Here is a 724-nt window from a genome sequence, read left to right on the forward strand (position 1 = left end):
GCGCACGGCCGACGGGCGGATCCGCCATCTCGGCTATGTGCCGCGGCTCGACGTGGACATCCTGCTGCGCCATGCCAGGGCGCTGTGCTTCCCGTCCCTCTACGAGGGCTTCGGCCTCCCGGCGGTGGAGGCGATGCAGGTCGGCACCGCGGTGCTGACCTCCAATACCTCGAGCCTGCCGGAGGTGGTGGGCGATGCGGCCGTGACGGTGAACCCGACCGACACGCGCGCGCTGGCCGAGGCGCTGCGCGCGCTGGACGGTGATCCCGATCTGCGCGGCCGGCTGGAGGAGGCCGGCCCCCGCCGCGCCGCGATGTTCAACCCGGAGCGCTACGCCGAGCGGCTGGACGCCCTGTATCGGCGGCTCGGCATTCACCTGCCCGGAGCGGGCGGATGATCACGGCCGGCGAGCTGCTGCACGGGTCCGACGCCGATTTCGTGGTGAACGCCTATCTGGCCGCGCTGGGGCGCTGGCCGGACGAGGCAGGCTTCGAGCACCACCTGGCGTCGATCGCAGGCCGACCCGGACGCCGGCTGGAAACCCTTCAGCTGATCCATGGTTCCGAAGAGGGGCGGCTGAAGGAGCTGCCGCTCTCCCTGGACGCCGTGCCCGTGCCGCCGGAGCAGGCGCTATCGGCCCAGCTCCGCCTCCGCACGGACGCGCTGAGGGCCGAGATCGCGGCCTTGCGCGAAACGGCACCGACCGGCTCGGTCGTGCCGGCCC

The 724-nt window shown here is 73.1% G+C and carries 2 protein-coding genes; both read left to right on the forward strand.

Translation table 11 applies throughout. From position 1 onward, the window contains the following. A partial coding sequence (locus AC1DWF_RS34310; protein ID WP_476842948.1) for a glycosyltransferase occupies positions 1-397 on the forward strand: 397 nt, incomplete at its 5' end. Continuing rightward, positions 394-724, forward strand: a 331-nt coding sequence (locus tag AC1DWF_RS34315) for a hypothetical protein (protein WP_476842949.1), incomplete at its 3' end; no start/stop codon positions are given. The genes AC1DWF_RS34310 and AC1DWF_RS34315, both read left to right, overlap by 4 nt.

The sequence above is a fragment of the Aminobacter sp. P4_D5 genome (assembly GCF_056401815.1).